The 16,245-nt window shown below is 33.5% G+C and carries 12 protein-coding genes, 2 pseudogenes and 1 CRISPR repeat array; of the genes and pseudogenes, 3 read left to right on the forward strand and 11 right to left on the reverse strand.

From position 1 onward, the window contains the following. Positions 1 to 39 precede the first annotated feature (39 nt). Positions 40 to 1,726: a CRISPR direct-repeat array (repeat unit 30 nt; unit sequence GTTTCAATTCCTTATAGGTAGGCTAAAAAC). A 181-nt stretch (positions 1,727 to 1,907) separates the two neighbouring features. The 6 genes and pseudogenes from cas3 to cas6 form a co-directional block, all read right to left on the reverse strand. Beyond that, positions 1,908 to 3,101, reverse strand: a complete 1,194-nt coding sequence (gene cas3 / locus JCM7501_RS15265) for a CRISPR-associated helicase Cas3' (RefSeq protein WP_256201424.1) — start codon at positions 3,099 to 3,101, stop codon at positions 1,908 to 1,910. Positions 3,102 to 3,148: 47 nt separating this feature from the next. After that, entirely contained in the window at positions 3,149 to 4,243 is a 1,095-nt protein-coding gene (locus JCM7501_RS15270) for a CRISPR-associated endonuclease Cas3'' (RefSeq protein WP_256201425.1), read from the reverse strand. 70 nt (positions 4,244 to 4,313) lie between these two features. Beyond that, positions 4,314 to 4,967, reverse strand: coding sequence for a type I-B CRISPR-associated protein Cas5b (cas5b, locus tag JCM7501_RS11220; RefSeq protein WP_054644876.1), 654 nt, complete (start codon positions 4,965 to 4,967; stop codon positions 4,314 to 4,316). 13 nt (positions 4,968 to 4,980) lie between these two features. Further along, positions 4,981 to 5,772 carry a type I-B CRISPR-associated protein Cas7/Csh2 gene (gene cas7b / locus JCM7501_RS11225; RefSeq protein WP_256201426.1) on the reverse strand — a complete coding sequence of 264 codons (792 nt, stop codon included), beginning with the start codon at positions 5,770 to 5,772 and terminating at the stop codon, positions 4,981 to 4,983. Between the two features lie 71 nt (positions 5,773 to 5,843). Further along, positions 5,844 to 7,832, reverse strand: coding sequence for a TIGR02556 family CRISPR-associated protein (locus tag JCM7501_RS11230; RefSeq protein WP_028992508.1), 1,989 nt, complete (start codon positions 7,830 to 7,832; stop codon positions 5,844 to 5,846). Positions 7,833 to 7,895: 63 nt separating this feature from the next. After that, positions 7,896 to 8,650 (reverse strand): annotated as a pseudogene (gene cas6, locus JCM7501_RS11235) (CRISPR-associated endoribonuclease Cas6). A gap of 1,300 nt (positions 8,651 to 9,950) precedes the next feature. Between cas6 and JCM7501_RS16740 the strand changes: the two are divergent. The 3 genes from JCM7501_RS16740 to JCM7501_RS16745 are packed head-to-tail and all read left to right on the forward strand — an operon-like array spanning position 9,951 to position 11,220. Continuing rightward, complete coding sequence (locus JCM7501_RS16740; protein WP_256201429.1) at positions 9,951 to 10,154, forward strand: copper amine oxidase N-terminal domain-containing protein; 204 nt, start codon at positions 9,951 to 9,953, stop codon at positions 10,152 to 10,154. A gap of 2 nt (positions 10,155 to 10,156) precedes the next feature. Next, a complete protein-coding gene (locus JCM7501_RS11245) occupies positions 10,157 to 11,011 on the forward strand; it encodes a stalk domain-containing protein (RefSeq protein WP_256201431.1) in 855 nt (284 codons plus the stop codon). 47 nt (positions 11,012 to 11,058) lie between these two features. Next, the gene (locus JCM7501_RS16745; RefSeq protein ID WP_256201430.1) at positions 11,059 to 11,220 is read left to right on the forward strand and encodes a hypothetical protein; all 162 of its coding nucleotides are present in this window, start codon (positions 11,059 to 11,061) and stop codon (positions 11,218 to 11,220) included. A gap of 40 nt (positions 11,221 to 11,260) precedes the next feature. Here the strand turns inward: JCM7501_RS16745 and sufU are convergent, their stop codons facing one another. The 5 genes and pseudogenes from sufU to sufC form a co-directional block, all read right to left on the reverse strand. Next, positions 11,261 to 11,674: a Fe-S cluster assembly sulfur transfer protein SufU gene (sufU, locus tag JCM7501_RS11250; protein ID WP_012996185.1), complete on the reverse strand. Its 414-nt coding sequence runs from the start codon at positions 11,672 to 11,674 to the stop codon at positions 11,261 to 11,263. Further along, a complete protein-coding gene (locus tag JCM7501_RS11255; protein WP_028992511.1) occupies positions 11,671 to 12,900 on the reverse strand; it encodes a cysteine desulfurase in 1,230 nt (409 codons plus the stop codon). The genes sufU and JCM7501_RS11255 overlap by 4 nt, the downstream gene beginning before the upstream one ends. Beyond that, entirely contained in the window at positions 12,897 to 13,946 is a 1,050-nt protein-coding gene (gene sufD, locus JCM7501_RS11260) for a Fe-S cluster assembly protein SufD (RefSeq protein WP_012996187.1), read from the reverse strand. Before sufD ends, JCM7501_RS11255 begins: the two co-directional genes overlap by 4 nt. Positions 13,947 to 13,956: 10 nt before the next feature. Continuing rightward, positions 13,957 to 15,360 carry a Fe-S cluster assembly protein SufB gene (sufB, locus tag JCM7501_RS11265; RefSeq protein ID WP_028992512.1) on the reverse strand — a complete coding sequence of 468 codons (1,404 nt, stop codon included), beginning with the start codon at positions 15,358 to 15,360 and terminating at the stop codon, positions 13,957 to 13,959. 19 nt (positions 15,361 to 15,379) lie between these two features. Beyond that, positions 15,380 to 16,125 (reverse strand): annotated as a pseudogene (sufC, locus tag JCM7501_RS11270) (Fe-S cluster assembly ATPase SufC). Positions 16,126 to 16,245: the final 120 nt, after the last annotated feature.

The following is a 16,245-nucleotide window of genomic DNA, read 5'->3' on the forward strand; positions in this document are numbered from 1 at the left end:
AAACGTATGAGAAAAATTTATTGAGGAGGTGCAGTCGCAGTTTCAATTCCTTATAGGTAGGCTAAAAACAAACTGTTGCCTATAGTTACTCCGATGATTCAGAGAAGTTTCAATTCCTTATAGGTAGGCTAAAAACCAGTTCCTTCGCACTCCAACTTTTGGCGTCTTTAACAGTTTCAATTCCTTATAGGTAGGCTAAAAACCAGCAACTGCAAGGGTAGGAGAGAGCAGGGGGGCAGGTTTCAATTCCTTATAGGTAGGCTAAAAACCAAATATAAGGAAGCTATCACCTGAACTAAAACGGGAAAGTTTCAATTCCTTATAGGTAGGCTAAAAACCGAAGATGGCAAAGGCTTGAGAGTCAAAGGGCAGTGTTTCAATTCCTTATAGGTAGGCTAAAAAACCGCAACAGATATGACAGTGCTTTCTACAAAAGGCAGTGTTTCAATTCCTTATAGGTAGGCTAAAAACGCAGTTAGCTAAAACTGGTACGGATTACTCCAAAGTGTTTCAATTCCTTATAGGTAGGCTAAAAACTCTCGTACATGAAAGATAAAAAGCCCTCTATGTCAGTTTCAATTCCTTATAGGTAGGCTAAAAACACTTAAGAAGGAAGTACAAGAACATTACGCAGGAAGGTTTCAATTCCTTATAGGTAGGCTAAAAACTTCGACGTGAGTATTGATTACCTTATGGGTCGTGTGTTTCAATTCCTTATAGGTAGGCTAAAAACGAATTTGCATACCTTCTGCCGCTTCGCTAGCAGAAGTTTCAATTCCTTATAGGTAGGCTAAAAACTCAATATGGCTTGCCGAATCGCCAAAGGCACATCAGGTTTCAATTCCTTATAGGTAGGCTAAAAACGTGCAAGGTTTTGTAAATACAGTAGTAGGATTCTTTGTAGTTTCAATTCCTTATAGGTAGGCTAAAAACCAGGGTACAGGGGCATTAACCAAGACAACAGCAGTGGTTTCAATTCCTTATAGGTAGGCTAAAAACAGTGAAACTGTACGAGAAATACTGTCAAAAGTGCCAGTTTCAATTCCTTATAGGTAGGCTAAAAACAATACACCGGAAAAGCATATTTGACCGATTTTCCAATGTTTCAATTCCTTATAGGTAGGCTAAAAACCAAATATTGTTGCAGCTGCTTGTATTTTTTGTGCGTTTCAATTCCTTATAGGTAGGCTAAAAACCTTATTTACCTTGAAATAGAAGAAATCAACCAAAACATGTTTCAATTCCTTATAGGTAGGCTAAAAACCTGTTTCTGAAGTAAAATTTCAGCTTAGAGATTCGTGTTTCAATTCCTTATAGGTAGGCTAAAAACCAATCGACATGGTGAAACAGGCAGTCGTGAAAGGTTGTTTCAATTCCTTATAGGTAGGCTAAAAACTCGTTTGACAGAATCAAAATACCGACAGGTGGGGGACGTTTCAATTCCTTATAGGTAGGCTAAAAACGAGTGACAATCTCCGCTCTGCTTCCCTGCCGTAACAGTTTCAATTCCTTATAGGTAGGCTAAAAACTGTGAAGCCATATAGATTGTTGCTGAGTTTTGCTGGTTTCAATTCCTTATAGGTAGGCTAAAAACGAAGAAATTGCAGAAGCAGAATTAGAGGAAATAATGTTTCAATTCCTTATAGGTAGGCTAAAAACTATAGTAGTTATGCAGGTCTGGAGGCATTTCAATTTGGTTTCAATTCCTTATAGGTAGGCTAAAAACTCATTCTAACATGCATAAATAGCACATTATACACCTTACAATTTTTTAATTTCTGTCAAGTATCTTGACTTTATTATACCATATTGTGCAATAAAATCAATTATTTTATGAAAATCAGAAAAATAAAAATGTCGTCGATCCCCAGGCATTTTTTGCACTATTGGACATCGACGACATTTATTTATAATATCATACATTTATCATTTATATCTCTTTTAAATCCTGTGTTAAAATCATATATGTCTTGTATACCTTCTTTAGGTAAGTAAGGAATACCCTTGTCTAGTTGAAAATTGTTAATATATTTTTTGGGAATAGAAAGTATATAATCCCTTATATTTTTCTGAATTTCTAAATACGCCTCTCTTCTAGCATTAAAATTCTTAACATTTGAAAGTTTTAAATATTTTGCAAAAATGTCCTCTGCTACATCGTCATATATAAAGAAGGCTTCAAAATACCCCGGATTGTTTTCTATTAAAGAAAACTTACTTATGGCATATTCTCCTTCCGAAAAATCTAAGCTTTCAATTGAGTTTATAAACTCACGTGAAACTTGTGAAGATTTGTTCTGCATCACTATGCTAAAATATTCGTTGATTAACCTGAAATAATCTTCTTCTGAAATTGTACCATACCTTTTTAGTATATCTTCTGAAATATTTATCAATGTGTTTCCATAAACATATTTTCCAAATGGGTTTTCTTCTTCATCAATCATCTTATAAACATACACATCTCCAATCTCCTTTTTACCATTCCTATTACATCTTCCCGCTGACTGAATAATTGAATCAATAGGTCCCAAATCTCTTATAACAACATCAAAATCAAAGTTAACTCCTGCTTCAACCACCTGTGTTGAAACAACTATAATTTTTTCTTTTTTCTCTAATTTCTCCTTTATTTCATTTATTCTTTCCCGTCGATGTAGCGGAAGGATATTAGTCGATAAATAAAATATTTTCCTGCTAAGACTTGACTTTGTTAATTTATCGTAAATTTTTAAGGATTGCGCAATTGTATTGCAGACTATCAAATAAGATTTATCTTCCAAGTTTTTTTTAAATTTTTCTATAAAAGATTCTACTGTTAATTTTTCTATTTGAGGTATTAACCTTGTCCTCTTAAAAATTCTAAAATATTTCTCATTATTATCAAGTAATTCAATTGCATCATTTAAAATCATCGGTTTGGTAGCTGTCATTATTATTATTCTTAAATCTAAGTATTGAGAAGCTTTATTTAAAATATAATCGACCAACTGGAAATACTTTATATCGATAGCTTGAATTTCATCAAGTATTATAATCGAACCTCTCAAAGCATTAAATTTTTTCAACATCCTATTTCTTGCTCCTATAAGGGTTTCCAAAAGTTGTACAAAAGTTGTAACAATTATTCCACTCTGCCAATTTTCTATTAATAATTCAGCCTCTGTTTTTTATAATCTCTATATTCACTTTCATACTCTATTGTCGCTAAGTGATGATGTTTGATTATATATCTACTGCTATTTCCTTCAAAACCATCAAGTTTTTCCAGAAGTTCAACCAATGCGTCATAGTTTTGTTCTATAATCGAAGTAAAAGGTAATGAATATATTATTCTTCGATTATTTCCCAATAATTCTCTTAATTTTAAAGCAGCAAAAAATCCTGTAATTGTCTTCCCTGTCCCCGTAGGTGCTGTAATAGAAAATATTCTTGATCTATTGTAATTATTCTCTAAATTATCTAAAACAAGCTTAAATACCTCTGTCCTAAGTTTATCTATATCTTCCTCTGGTTTCCCAAATTTACTTGCTCTAATCGTATCTAATGTTTTATAATCAACATACACTTCTTCCGGTATATATGTGTTTGACGCACTTATTTTATCAGCCGAAATTAAAGCAGAATAAAGCATTTGATGGATAAAATAATTCTCTTCCGTTTTTAAGCTTCTAATAGATAAAGCCTCAATTTTTTTGAGAGCAGTTAATGTATCTTCTATAACATTTTCTTTTTTAGTAAATCGTTCTAATTCTTTTAATAACCCTAATTTTTCAAAATCAGGTACTATGAAAAGCAAATTTTTCCTTATATCTTCTATTTGCATATAAGCAATATCTATTTTATCTGATACATTTAGAGAAAAATCTTTTCTTGATACGTCTTTAAATTTATTTGGAAGATTTTCTGAAAAACTTTCTAAATTTCCGTGGTGGTGAAGTATAGTATTATAAACGATCAGGGGAAGAATACTTTCTTCCCCATAATATTGAAGTGCAACATATCCCCCGAATACAGCAGAAATAAAACTGTGACTTGACAAAGAACTTTTATTTTGTGTCTGTAAATATTCTTGAAAATATGTCGTATACTTTCCAAAATCATGGCACAATGCTATTATTTCATAAGCTTTTTGATATTCTTCCGAAATTTGTTTAATTACCAAATCTCTTACCTCTGTCAGATGTTCATATAATAGTTTTTTGTATTTTAGATTTTCATCATAGTGAGAATAATATTTCATAAAACATCACCTTTTTACATAAATACTATACTTTCTCCATTTGAAAGTTTAACAAATTCTCCTTTAACCTTTACTTTAATTGGGCGCCCTCGTCTTCATAAACATATGTAGTTACTTCTTTTATTGTTCTATTCTCACCAAAATCTCTCGGCATTCTCTCTTTTAGTAAATGTCCTACCGTATTTGTAATATCTATTTCTTCAATTTTATCGCTCGGTATAACTGTATAAATATCTTGAAAATCTTCACTTGCTACCCAGTTCCACTCTACATTCTCAATATATTTTATATAGCAGGTAAATGGTGCACTGCCAAAAAAAAGTGGAAAAACAGGCGCATTTTTAACCAGTCGATCATTAATTTCACTCAAAATACATCTGTCATTATGTGTCACATAAAACCTGTAACGTACTTTACTGTCCCCTGTTAATAATTCAAAAGGGACCTGCGTGTGCTGTTTCGGTGAATGAAGTTCGTTAAAACTAGTGGCTTTTATATAATTTACAGATTGCATTATTTTCTTTGTTTTACTCATCTTTCTTACAGCAATATGCAAACTTTCCGCATCTAATATTTCATAATAAGTATCTCTTTCATAGCCAAGCAAAGCAGCTATAATTCCTTCTGCTGTCGTTCTTGGCGGAACAGAATAAGTTAAGGAAGAAGAATTTGTATAAAATTTTCTAAAGTGAGCAAACTTTCCGTATAAATCAAATATGACCATTAAAAGTCACCATCTAATCCACCTGTGTTAACGGCAAATCTTTAAATGCCTCCTCAAAGGTTATTTTCTCGCCATTAAGGTTTAATTCTAGCTTTTCATCAACAAAATAATGGACATTTTTTATTTTATTTTTATTGCTATTCAGTAAATTAACTAATTTCGCTATTTCCAATGAACATTCATTAATGTCTCTTATACTGTCTGTAGTCGTTTTTAATTCAATATAATCCCTGTAATCGCCTAAAATTGTTTCTCTATCAGTATATTCGACTCTCATATAAAATCTCGGATATTGACCTATTTTACTTCTTGTTACTAAGTTTGGTATCGCATATTTTAAAGCTTCATCTAATAAATTAAGATCTTCATCTTTGAGTTTAGTCTTTTCTGCTCTCTTACCACTTATTACTCCTGAAAAAGCTATTAATGAATATTTAACTCTAAAGTCCTTGCCTATTGTACCTTGTCCTGCTTTTTCACTACTTGAAAAATGTGAAGTTATACTTGCTTCCAAGAGTTCTACTTTATTAAGAGAATACCCCCAGTTAAACTGAATAGGCCCTATAAAAGTTTTATTATCTCCTTTAACCGTCATTGTAGCTCCAAACATTCTTACATCAGTCCAATTTTCTAATATCCAATCATTCGATGAATCTTTCAGATCTTTTACTCTTTTGTCTGCTGTAACGGGCTTGTCATCAATCAAACGCACAAATATATCATGCCCTTTCAAAAGCAGATAATCTCTTATATATCTTTTAAGTCTTAAATCAGAAACCAAATTTATTTCTCTTTCATAATCCATTCTTGGCCTGTTTTCTTCGTCCGGGTCCGTTGGGATTAGTAAGTTTTGCATCGTAAATATACAAAATTTCATTATTTGTTACTGACATTTAAATCCTCCTCCTTTTTCTCTTTTAACATGGGCATTGCTGTTGCATAAGAATACCCAGAAAGTACATAAAATAAACTTTCATCTTTGTTAAGTTTCCAGTTTTTAATATTAGAATCGACCAATCTTTTCATCTCATAAAAAATTACTTCATTGTACTGTAATATTTTTTCTTGGTTTAGTTTATTAAAAACGTCTTTTGTGAGTCTAATAATTTTTTGTTTATCTAAACCATTAAAATTGAGCTTATTAAGTATCGGCTTATTTAAAGTATTCTCACTTTTTTCTTGCGTTCCTTTTTGCGCTCTTTTGTATTGTGCATTTCCTATTTGCCCTATTAAATAGCCTAATAAAAACATTGCTGTCTCTTGTTCATTATAACTCATATTTTTAATAAAAATTTTCATATTTTCATCAACTTTTAACTGAGATACATCCAATCCTTCTCCCTCCTTTAGACAACCCATATATTCCAAAAATTTAATATACATATTTGCTTCTAAAAGGTGAAATTCTATATCTTTATTTTTCGGATCTACATTGTAATCAGTTTTTTTGTATATAATTACTCTTATCCCATCGACCAAATTGCCTATTATGAGCTTTTTATTTAGACGTTTGCCTGTAAAGATGGCATCATAAATTTCAAGTATATATCTATATTCTGCCGGCTCTCCTTTATTAATTCTTACTGGATTTATATAATATACTGTACTTAATGTGATAAAACTTCTATATTTTTCACCTAAAGCCTCTTGAATATTTTTCCTAGCATTTTCTGATGCAGCTCTTATTCTTTCAAAAATTGACGGGTCAACATCCTTTATAAGTCTCAAAACTTTTGTAGCTTGGTTAGTAGATTTATAGAAAACAAAATTCAAAAGGAAATAGCTTTTTTCATTTGTAAGGTCTAAAGATATACCTATCTCATCTCTTAATTTTTCAATACTCTCATAAGATTTTACTGTATTAAACGTATCTATTATTTTATCAGTGGCAATGTCTAAATCAGATTTGCTAACTGGTTTCCCATAAACAAACTGTGGTATTATAAGGACATCGAATTTTGCAAGCGTTGTTGATAATTTATTTGAAATATAATTTTCACCTGCCTGGTATTTAGAAAAACATTCGTCACAAATCTGCATATTTTTATAGTAATTTTCTGCGGATAGGTTACTTGCAAAAATAATCTGATTTGTTGTAAAAAATTTAAATTTTGCTTTTGAAGAATCAAAAGCAAATGCATCTTTACTTCCACATATGCTGCAAACACCTTTACCGGATTTAGTTTTTATTTCCTTTGGCTTTTTAAATTTTACTATAGCTTCTATATATTCTCTATAACTTGTCAAAGGTACACCATCAATAAAAATAGTGTATAATCCAATTTCTTCTGCTTTTATGTTCTTCTCATTTTTTAAATACTCCTCAAAATATTTACTTATCGCTTTTCTAAATTTTTTCCCAAGGTCTTTTGGAGACAGAGTAGCATTATTTTTGTCTTTTCTTATCTCTTCATATAAATCTTTTATCGACTTGCCTTTAAAGCCTGATTTACTTAAGTCTAAAACATGACGGTATTTTGGCTCTAGCCCCTCTAAAGACACATAAAAATTTTGAAAAATTTCTTTTAATTTTTTGTTTAATTCTTTACCAAAATCCATTTTTGTCAAGCTGTATATTGATTCTGTTAAAATATAATCACTTGAAGTATTAGAAGCATACCACTGTGGACCACTGCCTAATATTTTCCCTACATATAAATATTTAGATGCAGTATTTTCATCCATTTCTTCATTAACATCTATTTCTAACCTATTTTCTTTTAGTAAAAAGTTAAATTTTAGAACGTGTAATACTTTATTATTTTTTTTATTTTTATGAGGAAGTTTGACTATAATATTTTTTACTGGATCATTTTCTTTTGCAATTTCTCCTATTTGCACTATTCCTTCAATAATTTTTATCACCTCCTATTTCACATGATAAAAAACTAATATAAGCATTTACTATATTCTCTCTCCCTCCTTTCGCTATTTGATTATCTCAAAACACCCGAACCCTTGGGAATTTTTAGCTCCTAGTCCCGTGTAATAGGCAAGCTCCAGAAGCTCAGGTGTTGTTTCCACATCATATATACCCATCCATCCTTTTACATAAACATTTTTATATTTGATCATTTTTGAATATCTTCTGTCTTCTTGTTTGGATAGAGGATAAAGCTTAAAATATGGATCTTTCGCTTTTACATTATAGACTAATTCATATTTTTTAAGTAGATTATTAAGTAAAAGGGGAGAAAATTTTTCATCCATGGTGAGTAATAATAAGTATACTTTATGTCTCCCTCCTTTAAAGTACTATACATCACAACTGGAGAGATAAATTTTATCCTTGCTTTATTTTTAAAAACAGGAGGATTGTCGATATTGAGTGAATTTAAAATAAATTTTTGCCCATTAAAATGGCAATATTCCTTTTTTAACACATTCTTAGAAATATCAAATATAAATTCATCCAAAGGAGAAGCGACTGTAAATTTAAAAGGTGGCGTTATGCTTATCTTTTTCTGCCCTTTAGAGTCTACTAAAATCTTAAACTCTCCTTCAATCCTTGAAAAAGTAAATAATTTGAATTTTCTCTTTTCATATTGAAATCCCTTATCGTGTAAAAAAACTGCAAAATTGCTGTCTCCCATGAGGTCATACAAAAAGCCTTGAACTATATAATTATAATGAATTGGCAATACTAAATTCTTTTCTCCTATAAATTCCATGGTAATTCTCATAATTACACCCCATAAATAGCGAAGATATGGATTTATTGGTTACACATGTATATAATTCTACATTAATCTCTACTTTTCCTTCTTAACTTTTAAAAAATATTAACGATTTTGTCTAATTCTATTTAATAAATAGTAAACCATAAAAATAAAAAGGTTCTTTCTCAAGAGTTAAGGTTGGTATTTTCTGATTCCTGCTCTTATTTTTCAGTCCAGAACACTTAAACCAATTCGTGAATACCTTTACACAACTTACATCTTAAATAACCAGTCACACTGGCTGGTCCTCACTCCAAATCTCTTAATCGTCTTTGTTCATCTCCTCTTTTCTAGCTCTGCTCTACTCATCTTTTAGTTGGCAAAGTCAACTTACCATGATAATTCCTGGTCGATAAGGCTATCCTAATTAAGCACCTTTGACAAAGTGTTCTTAAAGCCCAGATCTAGAGCATCCCTCATATTCTTTTTCGGCCCATCATCACAGCTTTTTGCGTGGCAGTCCTATTGCCTCCGGACCAGATAGTCGATAGATTCGTACCTTGCGACTCCGTGGAAATTCCCTCTTCATCATAGACTTGAGCAGTTTAGGAAGGTCCGCCGCTGAAACACGGCATTCGAATTCTTCATATCCGCGTTCACGCACCAGAAATGTCTGATCGTCGAGCCTCAGAATAGTGATTCCACGATTACGCTTGTAAGACAGGATTTCTAGGCCCTGCGGTGGGGTCAGCTTGGTAAGCGCGATGCACACCTTTTGCAGGGTCGTTTCCAAATTGACCAAGGCCATCCGTACTCTTCCCCCATTTTTCCTTTTGCTTCCAATATTATATTCTCCCGTTGGACCGGCTGTCAGCAATCGCCAGCAGCAGGGGCTTATCATTCTTCTGTTTGGAATAACGGTCGCATAACTCCCGAATAGTAGGGATAATGGTGGTCGCTTTGTTGGACGGGCATCTAAGTAGGAGCTAGAGTTGGCTTGGTAGTCGGTTTACAGTTTCAACTCCTTATAGGTATGCTAAAAAATAATTACAATTGTATTTTATTACAATGTATTTTATTATGTCAACTTTCAATTTCTTATAGGTGTTGTTATTTTGTGATATTTCATATTGAAAGTGCTCTACAATAATGTAAGGATGGAAAAGGAAAGAGCACGCTGCATTTGTACGATAATCCTATCCCAATAAATAGGAAAAACGCCAACATTCATGAAAAATGATAACAATCACAACTCTAAAAATTCAAAAATCGACTTTAAATTCTTCTAATTTTAATGTATAATGGTACCATGGGAGGGAGAAATATGGAAACATGTAAAAAGAAATTAGTTTTATCTTTCATATTTATCTTTTTAATAGTTACCATTTTTAATTTACGGGTTGCAAATGCTCAAGAAAAGCAAGAAATTACAGTTCTTTTAGATGGATATCCCGTAACTTTTGATGTGCCACCAGTACTTAAAGATGGTACAACCTTAGTCCCATTTAGGCTATTGCCGAAGCTTTAAATATTTCTGTAAATTGGGAAGTCTCGACACAAACAGTTACAGCAACTGATAATAAAACAAAGGTCAAACTTCAAATTGGTAATAAAACAGCGATAAAAGACAATATGCCGCTTACTCTCAGAGTATCGCCACAAATGATAAATCAAAGAACTTTGATACCACTTAGGTTTTTTAGTGAAGCTTTTGATTGCGATGTGGATTGGGATAAAAATACTTATACTGTAAAGATAACATCGCCACCAAAAGAAATGTTTGTAACAGGCTTTTATGCTTTGGGAGATAGCCAAACAAGCAGTTGGACAAATTTGTTTGGCAAAAGTTATCCCGAATATACTTCTGGCAATACTGGTTACTTTAGTTCTATTGCATTTGGCTGGTATAGTTTAGATAATAATGGCAATCTCTTGACAAAAAGTCGAACTGGTTGGCAAAGACCTGATGGATGGGAAAAAGTACTAGAAGTAATATCCCAATACAAATTGAAATCAGAAATGGTTATACACGTCACCGATGGTGACAAAACCATTTCCAACTTGTTGTCATCGCCAGAAGCTATAGAAAAAGCTATTTCATCAATCGTTGAAGAGGCAAAAATTTACGATAGTGTAAATCTTGATTTTGAAGGACTAGGGCTTAATGAAGATAAAGAGCAGCTCCTTCAAACTCAGCAAAAATTTACTGAGTTTGTTAAACTGCTTAAAAACCGCCTTGATGTCTCAAAATCAATTACATTAACTCTCCATGCGCCAAATAGTGTATATAAAGGATATGATTATAAAACTCTCGGAGAAATTGCAGACAAAATAATTATCATGCTTACGACTATGGTACAAAGCCTGAACCGGAGGAACTTGTAATCCAAGCAATTGAGCAAGCAACTAAAAAGGTACCAAAAGAAAAACTTTTGCTTGGTATTTCAATACCAAATGAAACACCAGAAAGCTTTGCAGTAAAAATTGGTCTTGCAAAAAGATTTGGACTTGGTGGAATAGCTATTTGGAGATTAGGACTTGTGCAAGATGAGATGTGGGATGTCTTGAAAAATTCAATAACGCCACGAAGGTGAGTATGTAAACATTCGCCATCGTGGCGTTATTTTTATAAATTTATAAAATTTCCTGAAGCGTTTTCCATGCCAGTAAAGCACATTTTACGCGGGCAGGAAAGTCAGACACACCCTGCAGTACTTGTGCATCACCTAATTCATCTAAATTTACATCTTTTTTGTGTATCATGTCTATAAATTCTTGAACAAGCCTTAAGGCTTCTTTCTTGTCTTTTCCCTTTATAAGGTCTATCATCATAGAGGTTGAAGCCTGGCTTATGGCACACCCATGACCTGTAAAAGATGCATCTTCTATAATATCTCCATTCATTTTTAAATAAAGAGTAATGTCGTCACCACAAAGTGGGTTGTGACCTCTTTCTTTGCGGGTTGCATCTTTAAGCTCTTTTCTATGAGGAGAATTCTCATAATGCTCCATTATAACCTCAGAATAAAGCTGATTTAAATCGCTCATTTAAACCACTTCCTAACTTTTTTAAGTCCTTCAACAAGTGCGTCAATATCGTCAAAGTCGTTGTAAAGATAAAAGCTTGCTCTTACAGTGGCGGGAACACCTAAGTACCTCATTAAGGGTTGACAGCAGTGGTGCCCACTCCTTACGGCAATACCCTCCTCGTCCAGTATTGTAGCAACGTCGTGAGGATGGACACCTTCTACATTGAAGGAAATTATTCCTCCTCTTTCCTCGGCATCTTTAGGACCATACAATTTTACAAAGTCTAATTCTTTCATTTTCTGAAGACCATACTCCAAAAGCTCGCTTTCGTGATGATATATATTGGAAAGCCCAATTTTTTCTATATAATCTATTGCAGAAACAAGCACACAAGCCCCTTTTACGTTGGGTGTACCTGCTTCAAATTTAAGAGGAGGAGGCGCAAAAGTTGCACGGTCTTCAAAGACTTCGTCTATCATCTCTCCACCTCTTAAAAAAGGAGGAACATCTGAAAGTAAATCTTCTTTTATATAAAGTACACCGATTCCCATAGGTCCTAACATCTTGTGACCTGAAAAAGCGAAAAAGTCACAATCTATTTTTTGTACGTCAACAGGCATATGAGGTACGCTTTGTGCTCCATCTATCAATACTTTTGCTCCGTATTTGTGGGCAATATGCGTAATCTCCTCTACAGGATTTATTATACCCAAAACATTTGACATGTGCTGCACAGCAACTAATTTTACTTTGTCTGACATTTTTTCTTTGAAATCTTTCATAGAAAGCCTAAAATCTTCATCAAGGTAGACATATTTGAGTCTCGCCTTTTTAGCTTCCGCTACCATTTGCCATGGAAGCATATTGCTGTGGTGTTCGGCTATTGTGAGTATTATTTCGTCTCCTTCGTTTATATATTTCATTCCCCAAGTATATGCTATAAAGTTTATTGATTCTGTAGTATTTCTCGTAAATATTATGGATTCTACACTTTTAGCATTAATAAATTTTTTTACTCTTTCTCTTGCCTCTTCATAAGCCTGTGTGGAAAGAGCGCTTAAATAGTGAGGACTTCTATATACATTAGCATTTAGCTCTTCATAATATTTATCCATAGCTTTTATAACGCTAATTGGCTTTTGAGTTGTGGCAGCATTGTCAAGGTAAATAAGCTTTTTCCCGTGAGGTTTAACATCTAATATGGGAAAGTCTTTTTTAATCTTTTCTATATCGATATTTTTCATTTTATTATCTTCCTCCCTATATGACCCCTTATGATGATTTCTTTTACAGGGTCATAAGGAATTAAATCTATTACAGGATTTAATATGGCTTGAACCATTAAAAGCCGAGCCTCTTCAAAACTAAAGCCTCTGCTCATCACATAATAGAGTTTATCTTCGTCTATTTGACCTGCACTGGCAGAATGCTTAGCCACTACGTCGTCTTCTCCACAGTAAAGAGCAGGAATTGCAACAGACTTTACAGTTTTGTCCAGCAAAAGCACAGTTTCATTTTCCTCAGCTTTTGCCTTTTTTGCCCCTTTTTTAATGTCAATATTTCCTATAAAGGTAGCCTCTGCGCTTCCCTTTAGTGCTCCTTTTAAATCTACACTACTAGTACTTTTTGGGGCTTGGTGATACACTTTATAAGCCATGTCATATTTTTGACTATCTACACCTAAAAAAATAGATTTAGAAATAAAGGTAGCACCTATTTCATCAAGATATACAGTTACATCAAAAGTACTCATTTTTGCTCCTATTACAACATTCGACCAATTTACTGTAGCATCTTTCCCTACAATTACAAGGTTGTTGTCAAAGTCGTTGAATTCGTTTCCTAATCTTTGTATTTTTACTATATTTACAGTAGCACCTTCTTTTGCAATCACTTCTGTTATTCCGTTGTGAAAACCGTGAGCACCTGAATTATAGTCAAAGACAACAGTGGCACTTGAATTGGCTTCTATTTCAACGATATTATAATCAATTAGTGTGTCATTTTGTTCATCAGTAATATAATCAACCACTATTGGTTTTTCAACACTAGTGTTTTGAAAAGTTTTAATGTAGAATCCTGTGTTATATAAAGTTTTTACCATATTTACAAACTTATCATCAATACCAAAAGTTTTATTAGCTGAAATTAATGTCTCTATTGGTAAGTGATGTAAATCTTTTATCTTTTTTATCTTTACAGTATCTTGTGATGAATCCTTCACCACTGCCAAAGTGTATTCTTTATAAGAAGGAACTTTTATTTTTTCTATATTAACCCTTTTCCACATATTTTCACTCCTATCCTATTGCGCCTTCCAGCTCGAGTTTAATGAGTCTATTCATCTCCACTGCGTATTCTAATGGCAAGGCTTTGGCTATAGGCTCAACAAACCCCCTTACAATCATAGCCCTTGCATCATCTTCGCTTAAACCTCTGGACATGAGGTAAAATATCTGCTCATCACTTATTCTTCCCACTTTTGCTTCATGGCCTATATCTACATTGTCATTTTCAATTTCTATTACTGGTATTGTATCAGACCTTGAAATATCGTCCAACATCAGGCCTTCACATTGCACAGAAGCCTTTGCACCTTCCGCAGTAGACCCTATTTTTAGAAAACCTCTATAAGTAGATATTCCGCCATCTTTTGATATGCTCTTTGCCACAACTTTTGAAGAGGTGTAAGGCGCCAAATGTATCATTTTTGAACCTGTATCTAAATGTTGGCCCTTTGCTGCAAAAGTCACTCCTGTGTATTCCGCCTTTGCCCCTTTTCCTTTTAATACAGAAGTTGGATAAAGCATTGTTTTGTGGCTCCCAAAAGAACCAGATACCCACTCTATAATGCCGTCTTTTTCCACAATTGCTCTTTTTGTGTTGAGATTGTAAGTATTTTTGCTCCAGTTTTCTATGGTAGAATAAATTATGCGTGCTCCTTCCTTTACAAAAAGTTCTACGCAACCTGCATGTAAGTTTGAAACAGAATACTGGGGCGCAGAACAACCTTCTATAAAACGAACTTCGCTACCTTTATCGGCGATGATAAGAGTATGCTCAAATTGGCCGCTCCCCGGTGCATTCATTCTAAAATAAGCCTGAAGTGGAACCTCCACTTTTACTCCTTCAGGCACATATACAAAAGTACCACCACTCCATATTGCAGCATGCAATGCTACAAATTTATGGTCAGAAGGAGTAACGTTTTTTGTCATAAAATACTCTTTTATTATGTCAGGATATTTTTTTACTGCAGTGTCCATATCTTCAAATATAACACCTTGGCGGGTAAGATTTTCTTTAATGTTGTGATATACAACTTCAGAGTCGTACTGAGCACCGACACCTGCTAAAACTTTTCTTTCTGCTTCTGGTATCCCAAGCCTTTCAAAAGTTCTCCTTATTTCTTCAGGAACCTCTTCCCATGACCTTTGCATCTTTGCCTTTGGACGTATATAGGCGATAATAGAGTCAATATTCAACTGACTTAAGTCCACACCCCATGTGGGCATAGGCATTTTTTGATATATTTCAAGCGCTTTTAATCGGAAATCCCTCATCCAGGAAGGTTCATTCTTTTGCTCAGATATTTCCAAAACAACTTCTTTAGAAAGCCCTTTCCCTGTCTGATATTCGTACTTTACGTTGTCTTTGACATCGTATATGCTAAAATCTATTTCCTTTATATCTGGTTTTTTCATCTTTTTCGCCTCCTATGGTTTACACGCCATTCCTCACAAAGTCATAACCCTTTTCTTCAAGAATTTTTGCAAGGTTTCTATCCCCGCTTTTTACAATCTTTCCCTCCATTAAAACAGATATTACATCTGGCTCGAGGTAATCCAATATCCTGTTGTAGTGAGTGACTATCAAAATAGACATCTCCTCCGTCTTCAACTTTTTGACCGCTTCTGCTACAACTTTTAAAGCATCTATATCAAGGCCAGAGTCAATTTCGTCTAGCATTACAAGCTTAGGCTTTAGAAAAGCCATCTGGAGTATCTCTGTTTTTTTCTTTTCCCCTCCAGAAAAGCCAACATTTAAATATCTATTTCTGTACTCGGAATTCATGTCTAAAAGTTCTAATGTGTTTTTCATAGCTTTTGCAAATTGAAGCATCGGCACATTTTGGCCTGTCATAACATTAACAGATGTCCTTATAAAATTATCCACTGTTATTCCAGGAATTTCTTCAGGGTACTGAAAAGACAAAAAGATACCCTTTTTTGCCCTTTCGTTTACTTTTAGATTTGTTATATCTTGTCCTTCAAATAAAATCTGGCCGCCTGTCACTCTATATTTAGGATTCCCCATGATGGAATTACACAATGTGCTCTTTCCTCCACCATTGGTCCCATAATCGCATGTATTTCTCCTTTTTTTATTGTTAAATTGAGCCCTTTAAGGATATATTTGCCCTCAACTTCTACATTTAAATCTTTTATTTCTAACAATGTTTCCCTCATTTTTTACAACTCCTTTTTAATTCCGACTATTTTAATAGGAATACTTAAGCAATACTATTATACACCACCTAAGCGACCAAATCAATAGAAAAGACACAAAATTGATAATTATTTTCATTT

The organism is Thermoanaerobacter thermocopriae JCM 7501, from assembly GCF_001310975.1.
GTDB classification, from domain to species: Bacteria; Bacillota; Thermoanaerobacteria; order Thermoanaerobacterales; family Thermoanaerobacteraceae; genus Thermoanaerobacter; species Thermoanaerobacter thermocopriae.